The organism is Pseudomonas bharatica CSV86 (assembly GCF_000319305.2).
GTDB classification, from domain to species: domain Bacteria; phylum Pseudomonadota; class Gammaproteobacteria; order Pseudomonadales; family Pseudomonadaceae; genus Aquipseudomonas; species Aquipseudomonas bharatica.
The window spans coordinates 1,658,500-1,684,453 of the sequence record NZ_AMWJ02000001.1 but is presented as its reverse complement, the minus strand read 5'-3'; the positions used below and the strand labels follow the sequence as shown (position 1 = coordinate 1,684,453).

The window sequence follows — 25,954 nt, the reverse complement described above, 5'->3', positions numbered from 1 at the left end:
AGGAATCGACATGAGCGCTATAGCCCTCCCCCCTTCACTGCCAGTGGTCGCGCGCAAGGACCGCGCCGCCCTCTGGCGGGCCTATGGCCTGCTGGCACCGCTGGTGCTGTTCCTGCTGCTGACCTTCGTAGGCCCGATCGGCACCCTGCTCTGGCGTGCCGTGGCCGACAACGAGCTGCCCCAGGCCCTGCCCACCACCGCCCGCGCCCTGTCGGCGTGGGACGGGCGTTCGGCGCCGGACGAGACGTTGTTCAAGCCCTTCGTTGCCGACCTGCGCGAGGCCAGCCCCCGCGACCTGGCCGCCCTGGCCCGGCGCCTGGCCTATGAAACGCCAGCCCTGCGCAGCCTGCTGGCAACGGCCAAGCGTGAAGTCGCCGGTCTCGACGGCAGCGTCGCGGCCATGGGCGCGCTGGACCAACGCTGGCTGGACAACGCCACCTGGCAAACCTTCAAGCGCGCCGCCGGCCCGGTCGGCAGCTATCACCTGCTCTCGGCCGTGGACATCAAGCACGACTACCAGCAGGGCCTGGTGAACAAGGACGAAGCGGGCCTGTACCGCTCGATCCTCGCCCGCACCTTCAGCATCGCCGCCATCACCACCCTGGTCTGCGTGCTGCTGGCCTTTCCACTGTGCGTGTTCCTCGATCGGCGCACGCCGCGCACGCGCAACCTGCTGCTGTTGATGATCCTGCTGCCGTTCTGGACCTCGATCCTGGTGCGGACCACGGCCTGGATGGTGCTGTTGCAGGACGGCGGCATGGTCAATGCCCTGCTCATGGCCCTGGGTTGGGTCGATAGCCCGGTGCACCTGCTCTATAACCGCTTCGGGGTGATCCTGGCCCTTGTCCATGTGATGCTGCCGTTCATGGTCTTCCCGCTGCTCGCGGCCATGGCCGGCTGCAACCGCCTGCTGGTACAGGCCGCGTATTCCATGGGGGCACGGCCGCTGCGGGTATTCTTCCAAGTCTACCTGCCGCAGGTGCTGCCGGGGCTGGCGGCCGGGGCGCTGATGGTGTTCATCGTCACCCTCGGCTTCTACATCACCCCCGCGCTGCTCGGCGGGCCGGCGGACCAGATGATCAGCTTCTATATCGCCCAGTTCACCACCGGCACCCTCAACTGGGGCCTTGCCTCGGCCCTTGGCCTGGTGCTGCTGGTCGCCACCACCCTGCTCTACCTGGTCCAGGCGCACCTGGCCCGGCGTGGCGCGGAAGGAGTCAAACGATGATCCGCAACCCAAACAGGGGGCGCCTGGCCTGGTTCGGCAACCTCGGGCTGTCGCTCAGTGGCTGGCTGGTGCTGGCCTTCCTTCTGCTGCCGATCCTGGTGGTGCTGCCGCTGTCGTTCAGCGACAGCCGCTACATGTCGCTGCCGCTGGGCAATTTCACCCTGCACTGGTACGAGGAGTTCTTCGGCTCGGCGCAGTGGCTGGGGGCCTTGTTCAACAGCTTTGCGATTGCCGTGGCCAGTACCGTGCTGGCTGTCGTCCTGGGCGGGCTGGCGGCCCTGGGGCTGCGCCATCCGGCGATGCCGGGCAAGCGGCTGATCGAAGTGCTGCTGATCGCACCGATGATCGTCCCGGCGGTGATCGTCGGGGTGGGCATGTACTTCGTCTTCGCCAATGCCGGGCTGACCCGCAGCTACCTCGGGCTGATCCTGGCCCATACCACGCTGGCGGTGCCGTTCGTCATCGTCAACGTCGGTTCGGCGCTTGGCGGGCTCAACCAGCGCTTGCTGTGGGCAGCAGCGAGCATGGGCGCGACCCCATGGATGACCTTGCGCAAGGTGACCTTGCCACTGGTATCACCCGGCCTGATTTCCGGCGGGTTGTTCGCCTTCGCCACCTCGCTGGACGAGGTGGTGGTGACGCTGTTCCTCGCCGGGCCTGACCAGCGCACCTTGCCGCGAGAGATGTTCACCACGGCGCGGGAGGCGTTGAGCCCGGTGCTGCTGTCGGCGGCGACCATCATGGTGCTGTTCGCCACGCTGCTGTTGCTGGTTTCGCGGTCGTTGAGCAAACGCTGAACTATCACTGAATTGCGGAGCCCCTGTGGGAGCTGGCTTGCCAGCTCCCACAGGGGCTTTCGGCTGTCTGGGAAATAGCGGTGGAAAAGCCGCCGAAATGCCTCTCCCAGAACCTTGACAGTCCTCCCAATACCTCCATAACATCACCAACCAGAGAAACCGTGTTTCTCCAGAAAAAACAAATTACATTGCTCACTGCCAACAACAATTCCATAACAGAGAGACGCAATGAACCTGATCTCCCGCCGCTTCCTGCTCGTGCCGCACATTGCGGCGTTCCTCGACCGCCTGTGCCAGAACGTCCAAAGGCGACCTGGCTGATCTGACGCTTTCCCTTTCTACAACCCCTGCGGTCCACGCCCTGTTCCGCTCCCGGAACAGGCCGCGTGCCCGCGCACCTGCCTGGAAACCTAAAACAATGAATGGCAAAACCCTTCTCGCCCTGGCGATTCCCTGCGCCCTTCCCTTCAATGCCCTGGCCGAGGGCGGCGGCTTCGTCGAGGATGCGCATTTCTCGATCAAGGCGCGCAACTTCTACATGAACCGCAATTTCCTCGACGAGCGCACGTCGCAGAACTACTCGGAGGAGTGGGCCCAGGGCTTCATCGGCATTTTCGAATCCGGATTCACACAAGGCACCGTGGGCTTCGGCGTGGACGCCATAGGCCTGCTAGGGATCAAGCTCGACACCGGCAATGGCCGCAAGGGCGGCGGCACCCTGCTGCTGGAAGAAGATAGCGATGGCGCCAAGGACAGCTACGGCTATAGCGGCGCGGCGCTGAAAGCGAAGTTCTCCAACACTGTTTTCAAGTACGGCGACCAATTGATGAACCTGCCGGTACTGGCCACCAGCGACAACCGCCTGCTTCCGGAAACCACCCAGGGCTGGCTGCTGACCAGCAAGGAAATCGACGGCCTGACCCTGCATGCCGGGCACTTCACCGCCCTGCGCAGCCGTGACCAGAGCGAGCACGACAGCGGCGGCATGACCACGGTGGACCTGGTCGGCGGCAACTATCAGTTCAACCGCGACCTCAGCGCCCGCCTCTACCACTCGGACGTCGACGACTACTGGCGCAAGACCTACGCCGGCGCCACTGCGCAATGGCAACTGTCACCGAACTGGCTGAGCAAGTTCGACTTCAACGGTTACGACACCCGCAGCCAGGGCCGCGAGCTGGGCGGCAAGCTGGATAACCGCATCTGGAGCCTGTCGGCGACCCTCGGCACCGGCCCACACAGCGTAATGATCGCTCACCAGCGGGTCAGCGGGGATGGCAACTACACCTACGGAGTGGACGGCAACAGCACGGTGTTCCTGGCCAACTCGGTGCAGTATTCGGACTTCAACTACGAGAACGAGCGCTCGTGGCAGGCACGCTATGACTTCGACTTCGCGGCAGTGGGGGTGCCGGGGCTGACCTTCATGACGCGCTACTTGCGCGGCACCGGTTTCCATACCGCGCAGACCAATGACGGCAAGGCCTGGGAGCGGGATATCGAGCTGAAGTATGTGGTGCAGTCGGGGGCGGCGAAGGATTTGTCGATGCGCGTGCGCCAGGCGAGCTTCCGCAGTGCGGACCGGGGGCTGAATTTCAATGAGGTGAGGTTGATTACCGAGTATCCACTCAATGTCTTCTGAGAACAGGGGTAATCCGCTGTAGGAGCGTGGCTTGCCCGCGAAGGACCGCGCAGCGGTCCCAAAATAGTGGTGACACTGAGATTTTGGGACCGCTGCGCGGTCCTTCGCGGGCAAGCCACGCTCCTACCTGTGTCTGCGGTACCCGCTAGAGCCGCTGGTAAGTCCCCGCATGCAAGCGCTCGCTGATCTCCGCCGCCGCCGATTGCAGCTCCCGCAGCATCGCCGCCGGAGGCGGTGACGGGATCGCCGCGCTGGGCCCGACAATGCCAATGGTCCCGACGATCTGGTCATTTTCCCTGAACAACGGGCAGCACAAGGCATTGATTCCCAGGGTCACCTCCCCGTCCGCGTCGTCATACAGCCGCTCGCGAATCAGCTCCAGACGCGCTGCAAGTTGCTCCGGATCATGCAGCGTGCGCTCGGTCAGTTGCGGCATCTTGCGCCGCATCACCCGCTGCTGGCTGGCGGCATCGGCAAAGGCCAGCACCGTCCGGCCCTGGGCCGAGCAGTATGGCAGCACGCGATTGCCCGGCTTGACCGAGATGCATACGTTGGCCTTGGATTCGACGCAAGACACCACCAACGCCGTGTCATGGGTCGCCACGGCGAGCAACGCGGTCTGCCCGGTGGCATCGCGGATACGGGTGAGATAGGGGTCGGCGATGGCGCGCAGGTCGAACTGCTCCCCGGCGGCCTCGCCATAGGCCACCAGGCGCGCGCCGAGCATGTACTTCTCGCTGGCCGGATCCTGTTCAAGGATGCCCAGTTGGCGCATCGAGGCAAGGTGGCGATAGGTACGCGGCTTGGCGGTCTGCAGCAGTTGCGCCAGTTCGGTCACGCCCAGGGGGCGGCGGGCGGCGGTGAGTTCATCGAGCAGGCGGAAGACCATTTCCACCGACTCCAGCAGCGCAGGACCGCTGCTGGGCTTTTCTTCATTCTGGTCCAATCGATCACCTCGTACCGGTAACGGGAAAGTGATCGATTGTATCGCTGCGCGAAACGCTTGTGTTGGTGCGCAACACTAAATTGCTGAAGGCTGGCCGACTCGCTGTGCCTGCCCGCTGCCTGGGGTCTTCACCGAGAACATCGCAAGGGCACCGAGGACAGTCATCGCCGCCAGCACGTACAAGCCATATTCCAAATGCCCGCTGCTTTGCTTGACCCAGCCCATCATGAACGGGCTGGCATAGCCGCCGAGGTTGCCGATGGTGGCGATCAGGGCAATCCCCGCCGCCGCCGCAGTACCGGTCAGCAGCACGCCAGGCAGGGCCCAGAGCACGCAGAACCCGGCCAGGCCACCGGACATCGCCAGGCTCAGACCGGCCAGGGACAGTACCGGCTGGTCATGGAAGAACGCCGCCAGCGCCAGCCCTGCCGCCGAGGCCAGGTTGCACAGGGTACCGTGCCAGCGCCGCTCGCGGGTACGGTCGGAATGGCGGCTGACCAGGATCATCACCACCGAGGCGATGGCGAACGGGATCGCGGCGATGAGGCCGGTGCGGGTCAAGCTCTCGACCCCCAGGTTGCGCACGATCTGCGGCAGCCAGAACGACACGCCATAGGTCCCGCAGAGCAAGGCGAAGTTCACGTAGATCAGGCGCCACAAGTCCTTGTTGACGAAGGCCGCGCGGAAGTTGTGCCCGGCGCCGGCCTGCTCCTGCTGGCGGCGCTGCTCGGCCAGTTGGCGTACTACCCGTTCGTTCTGCTCCGGGGTCAGCCAGTGCACCTTGCCCGGGCGGTCATCCAGGTAGAAGAACACCACGATGCCAAGGATCACCGCCGGCATCCCTTCGAGCAGGAACAGCCACTGCCAGCCGGCCATGCCCGCCACGCCGGCGAAGGTCTGCATGATCCAACCCGACAGCGGGCTGCCGATCACCCCGGCCATGGCAATGCCGAGGTTGAACCAGGCCATGCCCTGGGACCTGGCGTGGGACGGGAACCAGTAGGTCATGTACAGCACGACGCCGGGATAGAACCCGGCCTCGGCCATGCCCAGCAGGAAACGCAGAACGTAGAACTGGTTCGGCGTGCTGACGAACATCATCGACACCGACAGCAGCCCCCACATCACCATGATCCGGGTGATCCAGAATCGTGCACCGACCCGTTGCAGCATCATGTTGCTGGGAATCTCGCACAGGCAGTAGCCGAGGAAGAAGACCCCGGCGCCAAAGCCGAAGGCCAGGTCGCTGAGGCCGATGTCGGCGGACATCTGCAACTTGGCGAAACCCACATTGACCCGGTCGAGGAAGGCGACGATATAGAGCACGAAGAGAAACGGCAGCAGACGCCAGGCAATGCGGTTGTACAGCGTGCTGTCCTGCTCGTTGTCGAAGGTATTGCGGGCTATGAGGTTCATCGCGGCACTCTTGTAATTGTTGTTTCGGCGAAGGGGTGAAACCGCATCCGTGCGGGCCGGCGCATGCGCCGGCCTGAAGAACCTCCGGTCAAGCCTGGGCCGCAAGGATGAAATCCGCGCAGCGCTCGCCGATCATGATGCTCGGCGCGTTGGTATTGCCACTGACGATCGTCGGCATGATCGAGGCATCTGCCACCCGCAGGCCCTTGATACCGTGCACGCGAAGGTCGGGGGCGACCACCGCATCGCGGTCCTGGCCCATGCGGCAGGTGCCGGCGGGATGGAACACGGTCTTGGCGACCTTGCGCACGTAGTCCTCGAACACTTGGTCGGGAACATCGTCCTCTTCCGGCAGCAGCAACATGCTTTCCACCACGGCGGCCAGGGCCGGGGCGCGAAGGATGCGCCGCGCCATCTTCACTCCGGCCACCATGGTGCGCATGTCTTCCGGGTCGCTGAGGTAGTTGGCGTTGAGCGCCACTTCGTCCTGCGGGTCTGCGCTTTTCAGGCGCAGGCGGCCGCGGGAACGAGGGCGCAAGGCACAGGGGTTGATGGAAACACCATGGCCTTCCGGCGGCAGGCGGTCGATATCGCCGACCAGCGCCGGGACCACATGGAACTGCACGTCCGGGCGGCCACAGCCGGTGGCATCGACGAAGGCACCGCTTTCCACGACATTGGAGCTGAGCAGGCCGCGGCGCGAGGCCAGGTATTTGAGGCCGTGACCAAGAGCGCGCAGGCCCCGGTCGTGGCCGAGCAGGCTGTCGGGCGTGCGAATGCGGGCATAGACCGAGGCACTGAGATGATCCTGGAAGTTTTCGCCGACGCCGGGCAGGTCCAGGCGTACCGGGATGCCCAGTTCGTCCAGGTGGGCACGGGGGCCGATACCGGAGAGCATCAGCAGCTTCGGGGAGGCGATGGCCCCGGCACTGACGATCACCTCGCCGCTGGCTCGATAGCTGACGGTTTCGCCACGGCTGTCCACTGCCTCGACACCGACCACTCGCTCGCCTTCGAACAGCAGGCGGGTGGCGAGGGTTTCGGTGAGCACGGTCAGGCGCCGATCACCACGCAACGGCTTGAGATAGGACACCGCCGAGCTGGCCCGACGGCCCTGGCTGGTGGTGGTCTGGTAGAAGCCCGCGCCTTCCTGGCGGGCGCCATTGAAATCGTCGTTGGCCGGCACGCCAGCCTGCACGGCGGCACTGACGAAGGCTTCGCTCAGCGGGTGGCGGTGGCGTGGATCACTGACCTTGAGCGGCCCGGCCTGGCCGTGGAACTGGCCACCGAGACGGGCGTTGTCCTCGCAACGGCGAAACACCGGGAGCACGTCGTCCCAGCCCCAGCCGGGACAGCCGCTGGCTTTCCACTCGTCATAGTCCTCGGCCTGGCCGCGGATATAGATCATCGCGTTGACCGCGCTGCCGCCGCCCAGGGTGCGCCCCTGAGGGATGAAGACCTGGCGCTGGTTGACGAAGGGCTCCGGCTCGGTGCGGTACATCCAGGTGCGGCGAGTGCCGTGGACACGGATGAAGGTGCCGGGGATATGGATATAGGGATGGTTGTCGGCGGGGCCGGCTTCCAGCAGCAGCACGCGGCGCCCGGCCCGGGCCAGGCGTGCGCTCAGGGCACAGCCGGCCGAACCGGCACCGATCACGATGTAGTCGAAGGTTTGCATTGTTTTTATTCTCGCCGTAAGTCGCTGGAATCAAGAAGCGGGAGCGGCGCGGACCTTGTGGGAGCTGGCTTGCCAGCGATTGCGATGGTGAATTCACCAATGTCATCGCTGGCAAGCCAGCTCCCACAGGTTCCCTGCTAGCTCAGGAGGTCATGTGCTCGATCAGCCCACCTGGCTGACGAACTTGGTGGTGAAGTAGGCATCCAGCCCTTCGCTGCCGCCCTCGCTGCCATAGCCGCTGTCCTTCACCCCGCCAAACGGCGTTTCCGGTGCGGCCAGGCCGAAGTGGTTGATCGAGACCATGCCCGACTCCAGCTCGTCGGCCAGCAAGGTGGCACGCTGGATCGAACGGGTGAAAGCGAATGCGGCCAGGCCGAAGGGCAGGCTGTTGGCTTTGTCGATCACTTCTTCAAGGGTAGAGAAACGTACGATCGAAGCGATCGGCCCGAACGGCTCTTCGCTCATGACACGGGCGTTTTCAGGCACACCGGTCAGCACCGTGGCCGGGTAGAAGAAACCCTCGCCCTCACCGCGCTGACCACCCAGGGCCAATTGCGCGCCCACCGCAAGGGCATCGTCGACATATTCCTGGATAGCCGCGACGCGGCGGGGGTTGGCCAGCGGGCCGAGCTGGCTGGACGGATCCTGGCCATCGCCCATCTTCAACCCCGCACCGGCACGGCAGAAGGCCGCAACGAATTGGTCATGCACCGCGTCCTGCACATAGAAGCGGGTCGGCGAGGCGCAGATCTGCCCGCCGTTGCGGAATTTAAGGCCGGCCCCCAGGGCCGCCACCGCCTCGACATCGACGTCATCGCAGACGATGAACGGCGCATGCCCGCCCAGTTCCAGGGTGCAGCGCTTCAAGTACCGGCCGGCCAAAGCACCCAAGGCACGGCCCACCGGCACGGAGCCGGTAAAGGATACCTTGCGGATTACCTCGGAACGAATCAGGTAGTCGGACACCTCGGCCGGCACGCCGAACACCAGGTTCAGCACCCCCGGCGGTACACCTGCATCCTGGAAGGCCCGGCACAACTCGATGCAGGACGACGGGCTTTCCTCCGGGCCCTTGGCGATGATCGAGCAGCCGGCCGCCAGCGCCCCGGCGATCTTGCGTACCAGCTGGCTGACCGGAAAGTTCCACGGGCTGAACGCCGCCACCGGGCCGATCGGCTCGCGCAGCACCACCTGGCGCACACCACGGGCACGGGGCGGAATCACCCGGCCATAGGCGCGACGGCCTTCTTCTGCATACCAGTCGATATGGTCGCCAGCCCCGAAGGCTTCCATCTTCGCCTCGGCCAGCGGCTTGCCCTGCTCAAGGGTAATCAGCGCAGCGATTTCGTCGGAACGCTCGCGCACAAGGTCGGCAGCGCGTCGCAGCACCTTGGAGCGCTCGTAGGCCGAGACCTTGCGCCAGGCCTGGAAACCGCGCTGGGCAGCCGCCAGGGCGCGGTCCAGATCAGCGCTGGAGGCCAGGCCCAGGCGGGCGATCAGCTCGCCCGTCGCGGGGTTGAACACATCGGCCTGGCGCTCATGGCCGCCTGCCGACCACTGACCGTCGATAAGAAGAGATTCGATAACGCGCATGGAGCCACTCCCTCAGAGCTTTCTATTTCTTACATAGAAATATTGTTTTGATCTGCGACACATCCTATGGGGCGATTCCGGCACCTGTCAAGGCATGAAAAAGACACTTGACCAGCGTCGCAGGCAAGGCTTAGCTTTATCTCACAAAGAAACACAGTTCTCTCAAAAGAAATATAAAATGGAGTGAAACCGATGAGCCTCGCCCAAGCCCTGCTACATAACTGGAACGACCTGCCTCGCGAAGTGGTACGCAAGGGCGTAGAGCGCGTCGCCTTCCGCGGCGACGACACCCTGTGCGTGATGAACTGGCTGAGCCCGGGCATGGATGTCTTTCCCCACAGCCACACCTTCGAGCAACTGGTCATCATCGTGCAGGGCCGGGTGCGCTTTCACCTGGACGACGAGGTGGTCGAGGGCGGCCCCGGCAGCATGATCCGCATTCCGCCGCACGTAGTGCACTACGCCGAGCCACTGGGCGATGAAGTGGTGATGAATCTCGATGTGTTCTCGCCGATCCGCGACGACTACCGCCACCTGATCGAATACCAGGCCGCCGAGTTCCCAGGCCAGGAAACCTCGGCATGAGCACCGCGACCTTCACCCAGCGCCTGCGCGCCGGCGACACCCTGCTGACCAGCTTCATCAAGACCCCGGCCCATGCCGTGGTGGAGATCGCCGGTGATGCCGGACTGGATGGCGTGGTGCTGGATACCGAGCATGCACCCTTCGATGCCGCCAGCCTGGACCGTACCCTGCTCGCCTGCCGCGCCACTTCGGTAGCCGGGCTGGTGCGAGTCGCCGAGCAGCGCCCGGCCACCCTGCTCCAGGCCCTGGACCTGGGTGCCGACGGTCTGGTACTGCCGCATATCATCGGCGCCGAGCAGGCTCGCCAGGTGCTGGCGGCAACCCGTTATCGCGACGGCTGTCGTGGCTTTTCCAACTCACCCAGGGCCGGCGGCTACGGCCGCGCAAACCTGGCCGAGCACCTGGCGGCGGAAGACGGCCGCCACGCCATGGTCGCGCAGATCGAGGACCGTGAAGCGCTGGACAACCTGGACGCCATCGCCGCCGTTGCGCAGATCGACTGCCTGCTGGTGGGCCGTGCCGACCTCAGCGTGTCCCTGGGCGCCAGCAGCCTCGACGATCCTCGGGTCGAGGACGCCACCCTGCGCACCATCGATGCCGCCCGCAGCGCCGGCAAGGCCGCCGGAATCTTCGTCGCCAGCCTCGACGATCTGGACCGTTTCGCCGAACGCGGCGTGACCCTGTTCATTCTCGGCTCCGACCAGGCATTGCTGCGCGCCGGCTGGAGCCATCAGGTCAGGCACCTGCGCAACCGCGCACGCTGACCCCATCAAACAATGGGTATACGGATTTAATGGTTGATGGGGCACCTTTACCCCACCAACCTGATACCATTATCAGATGGTTGATAGATCGACTCCGTAGTTGAGTTCCTCTGCGAAGTCCGGCAGTCCGTAACCGATGGTTTTCTTGTAGAAAGGAGAGACCTTCGCAGTCGGTGCCTTCTTCTTGTGCTTCGTGGTGTAGAGCATTCGTGCCCGCATCACCTCGAAGGAGTAACCGCGCCCTTCACGGTTCTTGTCCTTGGCCAGTCGGTTGATGGACTCCGTGTAAGCGTTGGTGACGGGCATGTCCGTCTCGAAGTAGGTCATGGTCTCTTCGCGCCAGTTTCCCACTGCCCTGACCAGATCGCTCCAGACTTCCTTTTGGCCCTTCGGGATGGTGGCTATCCACTCGTCCAGGGCGGCTTCTGCCTGGAGCCGTGTGGTGGCGTCCCAGATGCCGTAGAAGCGCTCCTTGTGCTCGTAGGCGGCCAGCAGTTGCGGGAACGCGCCTGTCCAGGTCTCCATGATGAGGCGCTCCCGGTCTGAGACTTCGTGAGCGCGTTTCAGCAGGATTTTCCGGTCTCCCTTGAGAGTCCGGCTCTGGGACGGTTTCAGCTCCTTTCTGAGGCCCTTGCGCACTCTCTCTAGGGCATCGTTGGCCATGCGCACCACATGGAACTTATCGACCACGATACGGGCCTGGGGCAGCACAGCCTTGACCGCTGCCCGGTAGGGGTTCCACATGTCCATGCTGACGATCTCGACCTTCTGCCGGTCTTTCAGCTTCATCAGGTAGTTGGTCACCACGTCCTGGCGGCGGGTGGCCAGCAGGTCGAGCAGGGTTCGCTCCTCAATGTTGGTCAGAATGCAGCGGTAGCGCTTGTTCAGGTATAGCTCGTCAATGCCCAGGATGCGGGGCGTCTCGAAGCGGTGCCAGCGCCCCAGGAACTCGGCGCGGGCGTTGAAGATGTCGCGCACCGTCTTCTCGTCCAGGCCGGTCTGTGCCGCCACAAAGGTGTAGGGGTGGTTGAAGGATTCCTTCTCCACGTACTCATGCAGCCGCAGTGTCATACGGAATCCGTCCACCATCTCCGGTAGCTGGGGCCTGAATGTTGTCTTGCAGGCCCGGCAGGTGTATCGGCGGCGGACCACCCAGAGAGTGACCCGCTTGCCGTGGATGGGCAGATCACGATAGGGAACGTCACGCTTGCCGAACCGCACGAACTCACCCTGCACGCCGCACCCCTCGCAGGCTACTGGTGTAGGTGCTTCAAGCCGAAAATGTATGTCTTCATTCTGCTCATCAGAATCCACCAACTGGTACCCAGGAAGGCTTAACGAATTAATCATCTCCCGCCTTGATCAGAAAAACAGGTAGGTGGCGTAACCGGCAATCATCGCCATAGCAAAAATGACTGCTAAAAACGCCGCTAAAAGCTTCAGCGTGAACAAAGAGCGCAACAGAATGAGCTCAGTCAGGCTGGCTCCGGCACTGCCGATGATCAACGCTAGCACCGTCCCGGCACCCACGCCTTTGGCCATCAGAGCCGCTGCCAGAGGTATGACGGCTTCAGCGCGAATATACAACGGCACGCCGATGACAGCGGCAACTGGAATGGCAAAGGGATTATCTGGGCCTGCATACTGCTCCAATAAGTCAGTGGGCATGAAACCATAGATCACGCTGCCAATCGCAATACCGATGAGCAGGTAAGGCAACACATCGATAAAGTCCGACCAAGCTTCCCGCCACACACCACTGTACTTCCCTTCTTTCTTAACCGTGACAGTGGGTTGACTGTCACAGCATTCGCTAGACGTAGAGACTGTTGTCTTCCTATCAGCCCCGCAAGAAGCCGTCTTCGGAGTGGTGTCGCAGCTGTTGGTGCCGCAACTCGATGCGGTCGATGTAGCACTGCACGGGCTTGCTGATGAACTACATCCACTGCTCTCTTGTGTCGCCGTCCGGCGCACATAACGCTCGAAGCCAAGCGTGTGAAGCAGCCATCCGGCACCTACCGCGACCACCAAAGCGGCGAGCACATAGATAGCAGTAAGTGTCCATCCAAACGTGGCAACCAGCAGGCCGACGACGATAGGATTCAGCAACGGAGATGAGAAAAGAAACACCATCATCGGCCCAAAACCGGCCCGTGCCCGAATCAACCCTTTCAACATGGGGATAGTCGAGCAACTACAGAAGGGCGTTATAGCTCCTAAACCAGCAGCAAGAAAATAGCCTCGCTTCCCACTGGAAGTCAGTAACGCTTCCACCTTGGATGGTGGGATGTGACGTTGAAGAACTCCGACCAGCAAGCTAATGCCAATGAATAAAACCGATAGCTCGATAGCGAGAAAGGCGAACATGCCTAGAGCGTCTTGGAGTTGAGATGACATTCAATATTACTCCTATATTTCTAGTATTGTCGAAATGATGTACGCAGCCTACTTGCGTTTATCCGACCTGTCAACTATAATTCTAGAAACATCGAATTATTGGGGCGTGCTATGGATCACGAAAAGGTTGCAGCCAGCTTAGCTGAGCTAGGGAATAGTCACCGACTGTCCGTGTTCCGCTTTCTGGTCAAAGCTGGCCATGATGGGGCTTCGGTCGGAGATATCCAGAAGGGGCTGGGTATTCCTGCTTCGACGCTATCACATCACCTTGCGCGCATGGCCAAGGTAGGGCTGATCCGGCAGGAGAAACATAGCCGCACGATTGTCTGTATACCCGAGTATGGGCACCTAGAGAATTTGATCGGTTTCTTACAAGAGGAATGTTGTGCAGGTGTCCGGATTGCGCATGAACCAGAACCGCTTTGACGCTTGCCCAGCTCTCGCTGTCCTCCCTAGTCAGCATCGCTATGAAGACTCAGGCGAAGGTGGAAACAGAAAATTGGCAGTAGAGTAGGCTGAAGAGGATCAATCAGATAATCCGCTGAGAAAGATTTTCTTCTTTACATCTTTGGCATTTTATCAACCAGAAATTCCGGATACCCCAAACAATAAAAGAGGTACCTGCCATGAATGCCATCCTGACCCCGACTGCCAGCGAAGACCGCCAGGCCCGCATCAACGAACTGCTGCACGGCGCCATCGACCTGCACTGCCACAGCGGCCCCTCGGTGATGCCGCGCTACTGCGACCATGTCGAAGCCATGCGCGAAGCCTCCGAAGCCGGGCTCAAGGCCGTGCTGCTCAAGGACCACTACTACAGCTGCACGCCGGTCACCGAGTTGCTCAACAAGCACTTCAGCGAACTCAACGTGCACATGCTCTCCGGCGTGCCGCTGAACAACTCGGTGGGCGGCCTCAACGTGCATGCGGTGGAACACGGCCTGAACCTGGGCGCCAAGCTGGTGTGGATGCCGACCTTCTCATCGGCCAACCATATCGCCCACCATCACCAGGACGTGAAGTTCGTCGAGAAATTCCCCCAGACCACCCAGCGCATGCTGCAACCGATCCCGCTGACCGTGCTGGATGACGACGGCAAGCTGAAGGAAGAGGTCAAGGCCATCCTCGACCTGATCGCCGCCCAGGACGTGGTGCTTTCCGCCGGCCACCTGAATATCCGCGAGATCTGGCCGCTGTTCGAGGAAGCGCGCAAGCGCGGGGTCAAGCGCCTGCTGGTCAACCACCCGACCTATGTGGTCGACGCCACCCTCGACGATATGCGCCAACTGGCCAGGGAAGGCGTGTTCATGGAGCACTCGATGTGCATGTGGGTACCCGGTTCCAAGTTCAAGTTCTATGACGACACCTTCCTGCGCCAGGTGATCGAGGCCGGTACCATCGACCTCACCATCCTCGGTTCCGACCTTGGCCAGCAGGGCAACCCGAGCATTGCCGACGGTTTCCGCAACGTGATCGGCCAGCTGCTCGACCTGGAATACAGCGATGCCGATATCCGCAAGATGATCTCCGGCAACGCCGCCCGGCTGATGAACCTGTGAGTACCGCAATGAACAGACCCAGTAGCCGACTCACCACCCGCATCGGTAGCCTGACCCTGAAGAACCCGGTGATCTGCGGCGCCGGCGAGCAAACCATGAGCGCCGAGGCCATTCGCGCCGCCCTGCACAGCGGTGCAGGGGCGGTGGTGGCGAAATCCACCAACGAGTCCCAGGCCGCCAAGGACCAGTTGGACAAGACCGACTACGTGCTGCTGGACAGCCACTGGCGGCGCCTGCCGTGGAACTTCGCGCCACCGGCCGACGCCCATCTGTTCGGCCGTTCCGGGCTGGTACAGCGGGACTTCGACGAATGGCTGGAGGAATTGGCCGGGCTCGACCGCGAAGCGCGGGTGCTGGACAGCTATGTGGTGCCAAGCCTGATCCTCAGCGACCTAGAGCAATGCGCGGCATTTGCCCGGCGCATCGAACAGGCGGGGCTGCGGGTGCTGGAACTGAACATCGGCGCCCCGCATGGTGAGGAAGCGGCCAAGGGCGCCATTGTGCTGGAAAGGGGTGCGGCGCGGATCGAAACCATCGTCCGGCGGATTCGCGAGGCCACCAGCCTGCCGCTGTGGATCAAGCTCACCGGGCAGAGCGAGGATGTGGTCGGCCTGGCCCAGGCGGCACGGCGCGGCGGAGCTGACAGCGTGGTGATGATGGGGCGCTTCATGGGCTTCCTGCCCGACCTCGAAAGCGGTCTGCCACTGCTGGGCACCAGTGCCGCCATCGGTGGCGCCTGGGCCCTGCCCCTGACTGCGCGCTGGCTGATGCTGACGCGCAAGGCCATGGGTGACGACTATCCACTGATCGCCACCAATGGTGCACGCAACGGGCTGGATGTGGCGCGTTTCCTGTTGGCCGGGGCCAGTGCCACGGAGATGACTTCGGCGGTGTTTACCGGGGGCTATGAGGTATTGAGCCGCGCCGTCGAAGAGCTGGACGCCTATGTCGCCAGTCGCGACAGCAGTGTCGAAGCCTTGCTCGGCAGCGCCGCGGACCGCGTCGAGAGCTACCAGCAGCAAGCCGACCGCCCTGGCTGGTGGCAGCGCTTTGCCCCAAAGCCGACAGGGTCTCCCGAGTGAAGCGCTGGTATCGGGAGATCACTGAAAGTTGGCGGATGCTGGCACCCTGAAGGCAGCCGTCTGACTAATCCGCTGCCACGGGCTGGTGTGTGATTGCGGGTTCAATCGAAATCACTCGCCGCATGCCGCTCCGGCAACTGCTCCGACTCGTCGCCCCAGGTCCGGTTGACCCGTGCCCCGCGCTTTACCGCCGGACGCTCGGCGATCTCGTTGGCCCAGCGCAGCACATGGGGGTAGCTGGGCGCATCGAGGAATTCCGCCGCGCCGTAGACCTTGTTGCGCAGCATCTCGCCGAACCACGGCCAGCAGGCCATGTCGGCGATGCTGTATTCGTCCCCGGCGACATAGCGATGTTCCGCCAGCTGTCGGTCCAGCACGTCGAGCAGGCGCTTGACCTCCATGGTGTAGCGGTTGATCGGGTATTCGAACTTCTCCGGCGCATAGGCGAAGAAATGCCCGAAACCGCCACCGACGAAACCGGCACCGCTCATCTGCCAGAACAGCCAGTTCAGGCATTCGGCGCGCTTGGCCGGGTCCTTGGGGATGAAGGCGCCGAAAGAGTCGGCGAGGTACAGCAGGATCGAGCCCGACTCGAACAGGCGCACAGGCGGGTTCTGGCGGGTGTCCAGCAGGGCAGGGATCTTCGAGTTGGGATTGAGTTCGACGAAGCCGCTGCCGAACTGGTCGCCCTCGCCGATGCGGATCAGCCAGGCGTCGTACTCGGCATCCTTGAAGCCGGCGGCGAGCAGCTCTTCGAGCATGATCCCGACCTTGACGCCGTTGGGCGTGGCCAGGGAATACAACTGCAGCGGATGGCGGCCCCGGGGCAATTCACGCTCGTGGGTCGGGCCGGCGATCGGGCGGTTGATATTGGCGAACTGGCCACCGCTGGCCTTGTCCCAGGTCCAGACCTTGGGCGGGTGTAAGGGGTGTCTGACATGAAAAGCCCTCCTCGACGGATCGTTTGCAGGTCCTTGGTTCGGCAGCGCATGGCCGCCACGGGTTCAGTTTTCGCCGCCTACAGCGCCGTACCGCGGCGCGGCGTGTAGAACAGCGAGGACAACGCACCTTCGTGCTCCAGCAGGTGGATCTTCTTTTCGATGCCCCCGGCGTAGCCGGTCAGGCTGCCGTCGCGGCCGATCACCCGATGGCACGGAATGATGATGGAAATCGGGTTATGCCCCACTGCCCCGCCCACGGCCTGGCTGGACATGCTTGCCAGGCCGCTGCGCAGGGCCACGGCCTTGGCGATCTCGCCGTAGGTAGTGGTGCCGCCGTAGGGGATTTCACAGAGCAGGGCCCACACGGCCTTGCGGAAATCGCTGCCGATCGGGCCATGGGCAGGTCGGCGATGGCGGGCTGCCGGCCAGCGAAGTACTGGTCGAGCCAGTCGCAGGCCTGTTGGAAGAACGGCAGGTTGTCGTTTGGCTCAAGGGTGCCGGGAGCACTGCCGCCGAAGTACTTCTGGCCGACCATCCACAGGCCCAGCAGGTGGCTGTCGCTGGCGGCGAGCTGCAGGGTGCCGACGGGGGACGGGTAGAGGGTGGAGTAGTACATGGGGCTGTCCTGGATCCGGGGGGAAGTCTTTAACATGGCATCCGCTGTGTTCTCAAGGGCCTCATCGCTGGCAAGCCAGCTCCCACAGGGTCGGCAGAGCACACAGAACCTGTGGGAGCTGGCTTGCCAGCGATGAGGCCCCCGAGGTCAACGATCAATCGTCAGGATATCCACCAGCACCCGCCCCGGCCCGCTCAGTTCCACCCCGCGCCGCGTCACCACCTCGTACGGCTCGCTGCGCGATCTCAATTGCAACGGCAACTGCACCAGCATCCCGTGCTCCACCGCCACCCGCGCCACATCCCAGGGCATCACCGCCAGCAGACCCGGGTCCTGGCGCAACAAGGACAAGGTGGTGAAGGTCGAGGAAGTTTCGATCGGGTACTGGGGGAAATTCAGCCCCGCTTCGCGAAACTCCCGCTCCAGGGTCAGGCGCATCGGCATGTTCACCGGGAACACCACCCAGCGCGAATCCGCCAGTTGCGCCAGGTCGAGCTGCTCGCTACCGGCCAGGGCGTGCTCCGGGTTGGCCACCAGCACCAGTCGCTCCTGGTGCCGGACCCGGCTGTCATAGGCATCCGGCCGCCGGCTGACGCTGGTCCGGCAGATCACCACATCCAGCCGCCCTTGGTCGAGCAGGCTGAGCAGGCGGTCGCTGGTGTCCTCGACCACGGTCACCGACAGGTCCGGCTGCTCCTCGCGCAGCCTCGCCAGCCCCTCGACCAGCATCGGCACCGCGCCCATGATGGTGCCCACCGACAACCGCCCGCCGTGCCCCTGCATGATCCCGAGCATTTCCTCACGCAAATGGGCCAGGTCGGTGTTGATCAGCCGCGCGTAGCGCAACACGCAGCGCCCAAGGTCATTGGCCTCCAGGCCCTTGCTGGTGCGCTCGAACAGCACCGCGCCGAGGGTCGATTCGATCTCGTTGAGGGCCTTGGTCGCCCCTGGCTGGGTAATCGACATGGCGTCGGCCGCCTTGTGGATCGAACCCAGTTCGTCGAGACAGATCAGCAGGCGCAGTTGTCGCAGGCGCAGGCGCGAGGCCATGGAACTCAGGGACGGCAGCACAGGGGATCACCAAAAGTTATCACAGGGTCAATAGCTGTCATTAGGCAGCATCGTCCGGGAAATTTAAAGTGGCCCCAGCGATCCTCCACAAGAACACACAATCACGGAGCCTCCATGCGCCTGATCCAATTCGAAACCGCAACCGCCCGGCGCCACGTGGGCGTGGTCGAGGGCGACCTGATCCAGCCGGTCCGCGCAACCAGCCATATGCGCGAGCTGGCCTTGGCCGCGATTCGCAACCAGCGCAGCCTTACGGCCGAGGTGCTGGCCCGGGGCCTGGACGATTTTACTGAAAGTTATTCCCTGGCCCTGAACGAATGCCGGGTCCTGCCGCCGCTGGACCACGAGGATCCGGCCCACTGCCTGGTCAGCGGCACCGGCCTGACCCACCTGGGCAGTGCTTCGACCCGGGACAAGATGCACCAGCAGAAGATCGACGATGCCGCTGCCCTTACCGACACCGCGCGCATGTTCCAGTGGGGCATCGAGGGCGGTCGTCCGGCGGCCGGCAGCGTCGGCGCCCAGCCCGAGTGGTTCTACAAGGGCGACGGCTCCACCGTGGTCCGCCCCGGCCAGGCATTGCGCAGCCCGGCCTTCGCCGAAGACGCCGGCGAGGAACCGGAACTGGCCGGCCTTTACGTGATCGCCGATGATGGCCAGCCTTACCGCCTGGGCTTCGCCATCGGCAACGAGTTTTCCGACCATGTGATGGAGCGCCGCAGCTACCTGTACCTGGCCCATTCGAAACTGCGCAATTGCGCCTACGGCCCGGAGCTGCGGGTTGGCGAACTGCCGCGCCATCTCGAAGGCGTGAGCCGGATCCGCCGTGGCGACAGGGTGCTGTGGGAAAAACCTTTCCTCAGCGGCGAGGACAACATGTGCCACTCGCTGGAGAACCTCGAGTACCACCATTTCAAGTACCAGCAGTTCCTGCGCCCGGGCGACGTGCATATCCATTTCTTCGGCACCGCCACCCTGTCCTTTGCCGACCAGGTCAGGACCGAGCCGGGCGATGTGTTCGAAATCAGCCTGGCCGAGTTCGGCGCGCCGCTGCGCAATACCGTGGGCCAGGCCGCCGAACCGCTGGCACCGGGAGCCGTGCAGGCCCTCTGAACCCGACCCACCCGGCGCAGGGAGGCGCCACCCGGCATTTCATAACAAACATAAGAGTGAGATGAGCATGAAGAACAGCCCCTTCCCGGCGGCGCCCTCGCCCGCCGTCGCCGGCGCCGACAGCACACGTCCGAGCAACGTGCGCTGGCGCATCTTCCTGATCCTGCTGTTGCTGGCGGCGATCAACTACATCGACCGCGCTTCGCTGTCGGTGGCCCTGCCATTGATTTCCGCCGAGTTCGAACTGACCCCGGCGCTGGAAGGCCTGATCCTCAGCGCGTTCTTCTGGTCCTACGCGTTGATGCAGATCCCCAGCGGCATGCTCCTGGACCGCTTCCAGGTGCGCAATATCGTCGGCGTCGCCACCGTCGGCTGGGGCGCTTTCCAGGCCCTCGGCGGCTTCGCCCATAACTGGATCACCCTGCTGATCACCCGGGTCGGCCTGGGCGTGGCCGAGTCGCCGATCATGCCGGCTGGGGCCAAGCTCAACGGCTCCTGGCTGACACCCAACGAACGCGGGCGCGGTGCCACCCTGGTTGACGGCGGCGCACCGCTGGGCACCGCCTTCGGGGCGATCATCATCGCCGGGCTGATCACCTGGTTCGACTCCTGGCGCATCGCCTTCATCATTGCCGGCGTCGGTACCGTGGTGGTCGGCGTCTGGGCCTGGTGGTACATCCGTAACCACCCCAGCGAACACCCGCTGGTGAACAAGGCCGAGCTGGACTACATCACCCAGGCCAACGACGCCGCGAGCACGTCCGGCGGCAACCGCAAGGCGGTGCTCAAGGAACTGCTGAAAAGCCGCTCGGTACTCTGCATGTTCGCCGGCTATGCCTGCTACAACAGCGTGTTCTACGGCCTGCTGACCTGGATGCCGAGCTACCTGCACCAGAGCCACAACCTGGATATCAAGGCCATGGGCGGGGCGACCTTCCTGATCTTCATGTGCGGCTTCGTCGGCGAGCTGGTCGGCGGCTGGATCGCCGATAAATGGCGGACCAACGGCGGCCAGCCGAACACCGTGATGCGCAGCATGTTCGCCGGCTCCGCTGCCGTCGCTGCGCTATGCATCCTGCTGGTGGCCTACACCCCGGATGCCGCGCGGGTGATCGCCCTGCTCTGCGTGGCGCTGTTCTTCATCCGCTGGTGCGGCATGTACTGGTGCCTGCCGGCCATTCTCGGCGGCAAGTCCAAGGCCGGCGTGCTGGGTGGCAGCATGAACTTCTGCGGCAACATGGTCGGGGTGATCGTGCCGATCCTGATCGGCCTGATCGTACAGTTCACCGGCTCCTATTTCCTGGCTCTGATCTTCTTCGTGGTCATGGCCTTCGGCCTGATGCTGTTCTCCGGCCTGATCGACTATCGCGAGCGTGGGCTGGCCTGAGCCCACACCGTTATCCGAGGTAAACCGTCATGCAACTGATTACAACAACAGGCAGTGAACGCGCTGCTCTGGCCGTGATCCGGCTCAATCCGCTGGACGATGTGCTGATCGCCCGCCAGCCGCTGACCGAAGGCCTGGAACTGCCCGAAGGCATCCGCGTGCGCGAGCCGGTGCCGGCCGGGCACAAGATCGCCGCCCGGGACATCGCCGTGGGCGAGCCGCTGCGCCGCTACGGGCAGATCATCGGCTTTGCCAGCCAGGCCATCGGCGTCGGCCAGCATGTCCACGTGCATAACCTGGCCATGGGCGACTTCAGCCGCGACTATGCGTTCGGCGTCGATGCCAAGGGCGTGCAGACGCCCGTCGAGGACAGCTTCATGGGTATCGTCCGCGCCGATGGGCGGGTCGCCACGCGCAACTACATCGGCATCCTGACGTCGGTGAACTGTTCGGCCACCGTGGCCCGGGCCATCGCCGACCATTTCCGCCGCGACATCCATCCCGAGGCGCTGGCCGACTACCCCAATGTCGATGGCGTGGTCGCCCTGACCCACGGCGTCGGTTGCGCCGTGGACCCGGGTGGCGAAGCCCTGGCGATGCTCCAGCGCACCCTGGGCGGCTACGCGGTGCACGCTAATTTCCACTCGGTGCTGATGATCGGCCTGGGCTGCGAGACCAACCAGATCCCCGACCTGCTCGCGGCCCAGGGCCTGGAAAGCTGCAACACCCTGCGCACCTTCACCATCCAGGGCACCGGCGGCACCTCGAAAACCATCGCCAGCGGTATCGCCCAGGTCAAGTCGCTGCTGGCCGAGGCCAATGCGGTACAACGCGAACCGGTCAGCGTCCGCCACCTCACCGTCGGCCTGCAATGCGGCGGCTCCGATGGCTATTCCGGGATCACCGCCAACCCGGCGCTGGGCAATGCGGTAGACCGCCTGGTGGCGGCCGGCGGCACCGCGATCCTCTCGGAAACCCCGGAAATCTATGGTGCCGAGCACCTGCTGACCCGTCGTGCGGTCAGCCAGGCCGTGGGCGAGAAACTCATCGCCCGCATCCAGTGGTGGGAGGCCTACTGCCAGCGCATGGGCGCCGAGCTGAACAACAACCCGTCCGCCGGCAACAAGGCCGGCGGCCTGACCACCATCCTGGAAAAGTCCCTCGGCGCCGTGGCCAAGGCCGGCTCCAGTGACCTGGTGGATGTCTACCAATACGCCGAACCGGTACGCGCCCATGGCCTGGTGTTCATGGACACCCCCGGCTATGACCCGATCTCCGCCACCGGCCAGGTTGCCGGTGGCGCCAACCTGATCGCCTTCACCACCGGGCGCGGCTCGGCCTACGGTTGCGCGCCCTCGCCGTCGATCAAACTGGCGACCAATACCCGCCTGTGGGAAACCCAGGAGGAAGACATGGACGTGAATTGCGGTGGCATCGCCGACGGCAGCATGACCATCGAAGAACGCGGCGAGCACATCTACCGCCTGATGCTGGCGATCGCCTCGGGCCAACGCAGCAAGAGCGAGCAGCACGGCTACGGACAGAACGAGTTCGTGCCGTGGCAGATCGGCGCCATCACCTGATTTTCCGTTTTACCGCTTAGGAGCAACCCATGATCCTCGGTCACAACTACATTGGCGGACAGCGCTCGGCGCAGGGCGATATCCGCCTGCAGAGCCTCGACGCCAGCACCGGCGAAGCCCTGCCTGGCGAGTTCTGCCAGGCCACCGAGGCGGAGGTCGATGCAGCGGCGCGCGCAGCTGCGGCAGCCTTCCCGGCCTATCGCAACCTGTCGCCGGAGCGGCGTGCGCAGTTCCTCGATGCCATCGCCGACGAACTGGACGCCCTGGGCGATGCCTTCGTCGCCATGGTCTGCCGCGAAACCGCCCTGCCCGCCGCACGTATCCAGGGCGAGCGCGGACGTACCAGCGGGCAGATGCGCCTGTTCGCCAAGGTGCTGCGCCGCGGTGATTTCCTCGGTGCGCGGATCGACCGCGCCCTGCCCGATCGCCAGCCGCTGCCGCGCGTGGACCTGCGGCAGATGCGCATCGGCATCGGCCCGGTTGCCGTGTTCGGTGCCAGCAACTTCCCCCTGGCCTTCTCTACCGCCGGCGGCGATACCGCCGCGGCGCTGGCGGCGGGATGCCCGGTGGTGGTCAAGGCCCACAGCGGCCATATGGCCACCGCCGAAGCGGTGGCCGATGCCATCCTCCGCGCGGCGGAGCGCACCGGCATGCCGGCCGGTGTCTTCAACATGGTCTACGGCGGTGGGGTTGGCGAATGGCTGGTCAAGCACGCGGCGATCCAGGCCGTGGGCTTCACCGGCTCGCTGCGCGGCGGCAACGCCCTGTGCCGCCTGGCCGCCGAACGGCCACAGCCGATCCCGGTGTTCGCCGAGATGTCCAGCATTAACCCGGTGATCCTGTTGCCGCACGCGCTGCGCACCCGCGGCGACACCATCGCTCGGGAACTGGCGGCCTCGGTGACCCTGGGCTGTGGGCAGTTCTGTACCAATCCGGGACTGATCATCGGCCTGCGCTCGGCGCAGTTCACTGGGTTCGTCGAGCAGCTAAAGGGGCAGATGGCCGAACAGCCGGCGCAAACCATGCTCAATCGCGGCACCCTGGCCAGCTATTGCAAGGGGCTGGAGCATTTGCACGGGCATCCCGGCGTGCGTCATCTGGCCGGGGCCGCGCAGGGCGACGGGCAAGCGCAGCCGCAGCTGTTCGCGGCGGATGTGCGGCTGTTGCTGGAGGGCGATGAACTGCTGCAGGAAGAAGTATTCGGGCCGGCAACCGTGGTGATCGAAGTCGAGGACACGGCGCAACTGCGCGCGGCAATCCAGGCGCTGCGCGGGCAATTGACGGCGACACTGATCGGCGAGCCGGACGAGCTGCTGGCCCATGCCTGGCTGGGTGAACTGTTGCAGGAAAAGGTCGGGCGGGTACTGGTCAATGGCTATCCGACCGGGGTCGAAGTCTGCGATGCCATGGTCCATGGTGGGCCCTATCCGGCGACCTCCGATAGCCGCGGAACGTCGGTGGGCACGCTGGCGATCGAGCGCTTCCTGCGGCCGGTGTGCTTCCAGAATTATCCGGATGCCTTGTTGCCGGAAGCGCTGAGGGATGGGAATCCGCTGGGGGTGTTGCGGCTGGTGGATGGGGTGTTCAGTCGGGAGGGTCTGGTCTGATCTTCAGGGCCCCATCGCTGGCAAGCCAGCTCCCACAGGTATTGCGTGCACCGCTGAACCTGTGGGAGCTGGCTTGCCAGCGATGGGGCCCTGCAAATCCAACTTACTTCTTCGGCAAGACACTGCTCACCAGCTGCCTCGCCGTCTGCCGGATCACCCCCACGCCATCCGGATCACCCTGCAACAGCGCCCCGGCGAACTGCCGGGCCTGCTTGAGGTTGATGTGCGGCGGCAACGGCGGAACATCCGGGTCGGTGCGAAACTCGATGAGCACCGGCACATCGCTGGCCAGCGCCTGCTCCCAGGCCGGGGCCACGTCTTCCTCGCGCTCGACGCAGATACCTTTCAAGCCAATGGAAATGGCGAACAGGTGATACGGCACATCCGGTATCGCCTGGCTCGCCACGTACTTCGGATCACCCTCCATCACCCGCTGCTCCCAGGTTACCTGGTTCAGGTCCTGGTTATTGAACACGGCGCAGATCCAGCGCCCGTTGCCCCACTGGCGCCAGTACTTGGCGACCGTGATCAGCTCGGCGAGGTTGTTCATCTGCATCGCGCCGTCTCCCACCAGCGCCACCACCGTCTGCTGCGGATGGGCGAACTTGGCGGCAATGGCGTAAGGCACCGCCGCGCCCATCGAGGCCAGCCCGCCGGACAGCGAGCAGCGCATGCCCGGACGAATCCGCAGGTCGCGGGCGAACCAGTTGGCGCAGGAGCCGGAGTCGCTGGTGATGATCGAGTGATCCGGCAGGCGCGGCGAAAGCTCATACACCACGCGCTGTGGATTGACCGGGTCGGCCTTGCTCAGCGCGCGCTTCTCCAGCTTGCTGTCCCAGGCCTTGCGCCAGCCCTCGATCTTCTTGCGCCAGCGCCGTTCGCCCTTCTGCTCGATCAGCGGCAGCAGCGCATCGAGGGTGTCGGCAGCATCGCCCACCAGGTTGATTTCCATCGGGTAGCGCAGGCCGAGCATGTTCGGCTCGATATCGATCTGCACGCCCCGGGCCTGGCCTTCCTTGGGCAGGAATTCGGCATAGGGGAAGCCCGACCCGATCATCAGCAAGGTGTCGCATTCGTTCATCAGCTTCAGGCTCGGCTCGGTGCCGAGCAAACCGATGCAACCGGTGACCCAAGGCAGGTCATCGGACAGGACCGCCTTGCCCAGCAACGCCTTGGCGACCCCTGCACCGAGCTTGTCGGCCAGTTGCCTGACCTGCTCGCTGGCCCCCAGGGCACCGGCGCCGACCAGGATGGCCACCTTGCTTCCCTCGTTAAGCAGCTTCGCCGCAGCCGCCAGGTCGTCTTCCCGCGGCAGGACCCGCGGCCGACGGTAGCCAAGGCCGGAATGTAGGGTGCCGTGGGCGCGGGCCGGCTCTTCGTAGGGCAGTTCCTGCAGGTCGTTGGGCAGGATCAGCGCCGTCACCTTGCGCTCGCCCACTGCGGTGCGCACCGCACGATCCAGCAGATGGCGCACCTGGGACGGCGCCGAAGCCTGCTGGACGAACGCCCCGGCCACATCCTTGAACAGCGACACCAGGTCGACTTCCTGCTGGTAATGCCCGCCCAGCGCGGTACGGGCCTGCTGGCCGCAGATGGCGAGGACCGGCATGTGGTCCAGGCGCGCGTCATACAGCCCGGTGACAAGGTGCGATGCGCCGGGCCCCGAGGTGGCGATGCACACCCCCAGCTCCCCGGTGAACTTGGCGTGGGCACTGGCCATGAAGGCGGCCATTTCCTCGTGGCGGCACTGCACGAACTCGATCTTGCCGGAGCGCCGCAGCGCCCCGAACACGCCGTTGATGCCATCGCCGGGGTAACCGAAGATGCGCTTCACGCCCCACTGGCTGAGCCGTTCCACGAGAAAGTCGCCTACGGTGCTGGACATGTACTGCCTCCTTTATCGTTCGGGTCGATAAAGGTTGGGACAGGAAGCGTTCGGCAGGTGTTCA

The 25,954-nt window shown here is 64.2% G+C and carries 22 protein-coding genes and 1 pseudogene; 12 read left to right on the top strand and 11 right to left on the bottom strand.

What is annotated here, in order from left to right:
• Positions 1-10: 10 nt before the first annotated feature.
• The 3 genes from CSV86_RS07380 (at position 11) to CSV86_RS07370 (ending at position 3,667) form a co-directional block, all read left to right on the top strand.
• Positions 11-1,228, top strand: coding sequence for an ABC transporter permease (locus CSV86_RS07380; protein ID WP_009407340.1), 1,218 nt, complete (start codon positions 11-13; stop codon positions 1,226-1,228).
• Entirely contained in the window at positions 1,225-2,025 is an 801-nt protein-coding gene (locus tag CSV86_RS07375; protein ID WP_009407342.1) for an ABC transporter permease, read from the top strand. Before CSV86_RS07380 ends, CSV86_RS07375 begins: the two co-directional genes overlap by 4 nt.
• Positions 2,026-2,443: 418 nt before the next feature.
• Positions 2,444-3,667 carry an OprD family porin gene (locus CSV86_RS07370; protein WP_009407346.1) on the top strand — a complete coding sequence of 408 codons (1,224 nt, stop codon included), beginning with the start codon at positions 2,444-2,446 and terminating at the stop codon, positions 3,665-3,667.
• A 145-nt stretch (positions 3,668-3,812) separates the two neighbouring features.
• On the opposite strand, the gene CSV86_RS07365 is transcribed toward CSV86_RS07370, so the two are convergent.
• The 4 genes from CSV86_RS07365 to CSV86_RS07350 all read right to left on the bottom strand — a co-directional run bounded on the left by CSV86_RS07365 (position 3,813) and on the right by CSV86_RS07350 (position 9,300).
• Positions 3,813-4,613 (bottom strand): IclR family transcriptional regulator, encoded by an 801-nt coding sequence (locus CSV86_RS07365; RefSeq protein ID WP_009398905.1) that lies wholly within the window; start codon positions 4,611-4,613, stop codon positions 3,813-3,815.
• A gap of 75 nt (positions 4,614-4,688) precedes the next feature.
• On the bottom strand, positions 4,689-6,029 hold the full coding sequence (locus tag CSV86_RS07360; RefSeq protein WP_009398904.1) for an MFS transporter: 1,341 nt from the start codon (positions 6,027-6,029) through the stop codon (positions 4,689-4,691).
• Between the two features lie 88 nt (positions 6,030-6,117).
• A complete protein-coding gene (locus tag CSV86_RS07355) occupies positions 6,118-7,707 on the bottom strand; it encodes a GMC family oxidoreductase (protein WP_009398903.1) in 1,590 nt (529 codons plus the stop codon).
• A 162-nt stretch (positions 7,708-7,869) separates the two neighbouring features.
• Positions 7,870-9,300, bottom strand: a complete 1,431-nt coding sequence (locus tag CSV86_RS07350) for an NAD-dependent succinate-semialdehyde dehydrogenase (protein ID WP_009398902.1) — start codon at positions 9,298-9,300, stop codon at positions 7,870-7,872.
• A 192-nt stretch (positions 9,301-9,492) separates the two neighbouring features.
• On the opposite strand from CSV86_RS07350, the gene CSV86_RS07345 reads away from it, so the two are divergent.
• Complete coding sequence (locus CSV86_RS07345) at positions 9,493-9,885, top strand: cupin domain-containing protein (RefSeq protein WP_009398901.1); 393 nt, start codon at positions 9,493-9,495, stop codon at positions 9,883-9,885.
• The gene (locus tag CSV86_RS07340; RefSeq protein ID WP_009398900.1) at positions 9,882-10,649 is read left to right on the top strand and encodes an HpcH/HpaI aldolase family protein; all 768 of its coding nucleotides are present in this window, start codon (positions 9,882-9,884) and stop codon (positions 10,647-10,649) included. Before CSV86_RS07345 ends, CSV86_RS07340 begins: the two co-directional genes overlap by 4 nt.
• A 72-nt stretch (positions 10,650-10,721) precedes the next feature.
• Here the strand turns inward: CSV86_RS07340 and CSV86_RS07335 are convergent, their stop codons facing one another.
• The gene (locus tag CSV86_RS07335) at positions 10,722-11,999 is read right to left on the bottom strand and encodes an ISL3 family transposase (RefSeq protein ID WP_000610830.1); all 1,278 of its coding nucleotides are present in this window, start codon (positions 11,997-11,999) and stop codon (positions 10,722-10,724) included.
• 12 nt (positions 12,000-12,011) lie between these two features.
• Positions 12,012-13,016, bottom strand: a complete 1,005-nt coding sequence (locus tag CSV86_RS07330) for a permease (RefSeq protein ID WP_040363373.1) — start codon at positions 13,014-13,016, stop codon at positions 12,012-12,014.
• A 141-nt stretch (positions 13,017-13,157) separates the two neighbouring features.
• On the opposite strand from CSV86_RS07330, the gene CSV86_RS07325 reads away from it, so the two are divergent.
• From CSV86_RS07325 to CSV86_RS07315, 3 genes are all read left to right on the top strand, one after another.
• On the top strand, positions 13,158-13,472 hold the full coding sequence (locus CSV86_RS07325) for an ArsR/SmtB family transcription factor (RefSeq protein ID WP_000349485.1): 315 nt from the start codon (positions 13,158-13,160) through the stop codon (positions 13,470-13,472).
• Positions 13,473-13,672: 200 nt separating this feature from the next.
• Entirely contained in the window at positions 13,673-14,605 is a 933-nt protein-coding gene (locus tag CSV86_RS07320; protein ID WP_009398898.1) for a DUF6282 family protein, read from the top strand.
• Between the two features lie 8 nt (positions 14,606-14,613).
• The gene (locus CSV86_RS07315; RefSeq protein ID WP_009398896.1) at positions 14,614-15,687 is read left to right on the top strand and encodes a beta/alpha barrel domain-containing protein; all 1,074 of its coding nucleotides are present in this window, start codon (positions 14,614-14,616) and stop codon (positions 15,685-15,687) included.
• Between the two features lie 101 nt (positions 15,688-15,788).
• On the opposite strand, the gene yghU is transcribed toward CSV86_RS07315, so the two are convergent.
• The 4 genes and pseudogenes from yghU to CSV86_RS07300 all read right to left on the bottom strand — a co-directional run bounded on the left by yghU (position 15,789) and on the right by CSV86_RS07300 (position 18,315).
• The gene (yghU, locus tag CSV86_RS07310) at positions 15,789-16,673 is read right to left on the bottom strand and encodes a glutathione-dependent disulfide-bond oxidoreductase (protein ID WP_170394712.1); all 885 of its coding nucleotides are present in this window, start codon (positions 16,671-16,673) and stop codon (positions 15,789-15,791) included.
• A 32-nt stretch (positions 16,674-16,705) separates the two neighbouring features.
• On the bottom strand, positions 16,706-16,993 hold the full coding sequence (locus CSV86_RS31770) for a methylated-DNA--[protein]-cysteine S-methyltransferase (protein WP_311985796.1): 288 nt from the start codon (positions 16,991-16,993) through the stop codon (positions 16,706-16,708).
• Between the two features lie 92 nt (positions 16,994-17,085).
• Positions 17,086-17,244: pseudogene (locus tag CSV86_RS31765) on the bottom strand (methylated-DNA--[protein]-cysteine S-methyltransferase); the annotation flags it as partial.
• Positions 17,245-17,391: 147 nt separating this feature from the next.
• Positions 17,392-18,315 (bottom strand): LysR family transcriptional regulator, encoded by a 924-nt coding sequence (locus tag CSV86_RS07300; protein ID WP_009398891.1) that lies wholly within the window; start codon positions 18,313-18,315, stop codon positions 17,392-17,394.
• Positions 18,316-18,429: 114 nt separating this feature from the next.
• Between CSV86_RS07300 and araD1 the strand changes: the two genes are divergently transcribed.
• The 4 genes from araD1 to CSV86_RS07280 all read left to right on the top strand — a co-directional run bounded on the left by araD1 (position 18,430) and on the right by CSV86_RS07280 (position 24,005).
• The gene (gene araD1, locus CSV86_RS07295; RefSeq protein ID WP_009398889.1) at positions 18,430-19,428 is read left to right on the top strand and encodes an AraD1 family protein; all 999 of its coding nucleotides are present in this window, start codon (positions 18,430-18,432) and stop codon (positions 19,426-19,428) included.
• Positions 19,429-19,495: 67 nt separating this feature from the next.
• Positions 19,496-20,815 carry an MFS transporter gene (locus CSV86_RS07290; RefSeq protein ID WP_085982841.1) on the top strand — a complete coding sequence of 440 codons (1,320 nt, stop codon included), beginning with the start codon at positions 19,496-19,498 and terminating at the stop codon, positions 20,813-20,815.
• 29 nt (positions 20,816-20,844) lie between these two features.
• Complete coding sequence (locus CSV86_RS07285; protein ID WP_009398886.1) at positions 20,845-22,398, top strand: D-arabinonate dehydratase; 1,554 nt, start codon at positions 20,845-20,847, stop codon at positions 22,396-22,398.
• Positions 22,399-22,427: 29 nt separating this feature from the next.
• A complete protein-coding gene (locus CSV86_RS07280) occupies positions 22,428-24,005 on the top strand; it encodes an aldehyde dehydrogenase (NADP(+)) (protein ID WP_009398885.1) in 1,578 nt (525 codons plus the stop codon).
• A gap of 103 nt (positions 24,006-24,108) precedes the next feature.
• On the opposite strand, the gene CSV86_RS07275 is transcribed toward CSV86_RS07280, so the two are convergent.
• A complete protein-coding gene (locus CSV86_RS07275; RefSeq protein ID WP_009398883.1) occupies positions 24,109-25,890 on the bottom strand; it encodes a thiamine pyrophosphate-requiring protein in 1,782 nt (593 codons plus the stop codon).
• Positions 25,891-25,954 lie beyond the last annotated feature (64 nt).